Genomic DNA, 1,952 nt, shown 5'->3' with positions numbered 1-1,952 from the left:
ACGCGAACCGGTATCCGCTTCGCTCGAAAATGCTCTCACCTCCGGCATTGCCGTTCTCGCAGCAGGCCGTATTGTGCCGTCCAATCGCCGGGTTTAAGACAGTTCCGCTTCACCGAGGGAGAACAACGATGACGATCAATGTTGGCGACAAGCTGCCGGAAGCCAAGTTTCGCGTGATGACCGCCGAGGGTCCGCAGGTCAAAACCACCGACGATATTTTCAAGGGCAAGAAGGTCGCCCTGTTCGCGGTGCCCGGCGCCTACACCGGCACCTGCCACAAGATGCATCTGCCGAGCATCTTCCTCAACGCCTATGCCATGAAGAACAAGGGCGTCGATACCATCGCGATCGTCTCGGTCAACGACGCCTTCGTGATGAACGCGTGGAAGCGCGACACCGACCAGCGCGACGAAGCCGTCTTCCTCGCCGACGGCAATGCCGACTTCGCCAAGGCGATCGGCATGGAGCTCGACGCCTCCGGCAACGGCCTCGGCATCCGCTCCAAGCGCTACTCGATGCTGGTCGAGGACGGCGTGGTGAAGAAGCTCAACCTCGAGCCCGCCCCGGGCAAGGTCGAGGTCTCCGGCGGCGACACGCTGCTCGGTCAACTCTGAGTTTTCGCCGCATACTTTGCTGTCGTCGCCCGGCTCGACCGGGCGACGACGGTACGCCGCGGCCTCTCGTTTCAATCACCACTGCCTCTGGAATACTGGATCGCCCGCTTTCGCGGGCGATGACAGTTATGGGCATGGCGATGGCCGCGGATCGCGGCTTCGTAGGATGGGTAGAGCGCAGCGAAACCCATTGCCTTCGTACCGTGCGTTGAGATGATGGGTTTCGCTTCGCTCTACCCATCCTACCCAGCCAACAAGCGGCGCGCCTAACTCTTCAACCTCGCCATCGCCACGCCTTCGCGCGCCAGGAAATCGGCGCGTTCGTTCTCGGCATGGCCGGCGTGGCCCTTGATCCAGTGCCAGCGCACCTCATGCGGCTTCAGCGCGGCATCGAGACGCTGCCACAGCTCGACGTTCTTGACCGGCTTCTTGTCGGCGGTGCGCCAGCCGTTGCGCTTCCAGCCATGGATCCAGCCGGTGATGCCCTGGCGGACATACTGGCTGTCGGTGGTGAGATCGACCACACAGGGCTTCTTCAGCGCTTCCAGCGCCGAGATCGCCGCCATCAGCTCCATGCGGTTGTTGGTGGTGTGCGCCTCGCCGCCCTTCAATTCCTTCTCGACGTCGCCGAATCTGAGGATCGCGCCCCAGCCGCCCGGCCCCGGATTTCCGGAGCAGGCACCATCGGTGAAAACAGTCACATGCGGCTTTTCGCTCACGCCGCGCACCCGGCCGGCGTGATGCCGTAGTCGTTGATAGCAGCGACGCTCTGCTGGAAGCGCAGCTTGCGGACATATTCCAGCGGGTCCTTCGGCTGCACCAGCGCGCCTTCGGGCACGTTGAGGAAATCGACCAGGCGCGTCAGCAGGAAGCGCATCGCGGCACCGCGCGCGAGCAGCGGCAGCGCGGCCTCTTCCGCCGCCGACAGCGGGCGCTCGCGGCCGTAGGCGTTGAGCAATGCGCGCGCCTTGGTGACGTTGAAGGAATGATCCGGCTCGAAGCACCAGGCGTTGAGGCAGATCGCGACGTCGTAGGCCAGGATGTCGTTGCAGGCGAACGGGAAATCGATCAGGCCCGAGAGCCTGTCGCCCAGAAAAAAGACGTTGTCGGGAAACAGGTCGGCATGGATGACGCCGACCGGCAGATCGGTCGGCCAGGCGGCTTCGAGATGATCGAGCTCGCGCGCGATGAAATCGTGCAAGCCCGGCTGCACGCTGTCGGCCCGTGCGGCGGCGAGATCGAACAGCGGCCGCCAGCCGGCGACCGACAGCGGGTTGTTGCGGACCAGCGGAAAATCGCGGCCGGCAACGTGCATTTTGGCCAGCGCCTCGCCGACGC

At 64.2% G+C, this 1,952-nt stretch carries 3 protein-coding genes; 1 reads left to right on the top strand and 2 read right to left on the bottom strand.

The window, feature by feature from the left end; all coding sequences use genetic code 11:
• Window positions 1–128: 128 nt before the first annotated feature.
• Window positions 129–614 carry a peroxiredoxin gene (locus tag AKL29_RS34615; protein WP_018269652.1) on the top strand — a complete coding sequence of 162 codons (486 nt, stop codon included), beginning with the start codon at window positions 129–131 and terminating at the stop codon, window positions 612–614.
• 266 nt (window positions 615–880) lie between these two features.
• Here AKL29_RS34615 and rnhA read toward each other — a convergent pair whose 3' ends face one another.
• Entirely contained in the window at window positions 881–1,333 is a 453-nt protein-coding gene (gene rnhA, locus AKL29_RS34610; protein WP_028334767.1) for a ribonuclease HI, read from the bottom strand.
• On the bottom strand, window positions 1,330–1,952 hold a 623-nt coding region (locus AKL29_RS34605; protein WP_244482584.1), incomplete at its 5' end, for a phosphotransferase. The genes rnhA and AKL29_RS34605, both read right to left, overlap by 4 nt.

This window comes from Bradyrhizobium pachyrhizi, from assembly GCF_001189245.1.
Taxonomy (GTDB): Bacteria; Pseudomonadota; Alphaproteobacteria; order Rhizobiales; family Xanthobacteraceae; genus Bradyrhizobium; species Bradyrhizobium pachyrhizi.
Note: the sequence above shows the minus strand (reverse complement) of the source record. Positions and strands in the feature narration are given on the sequence as shown.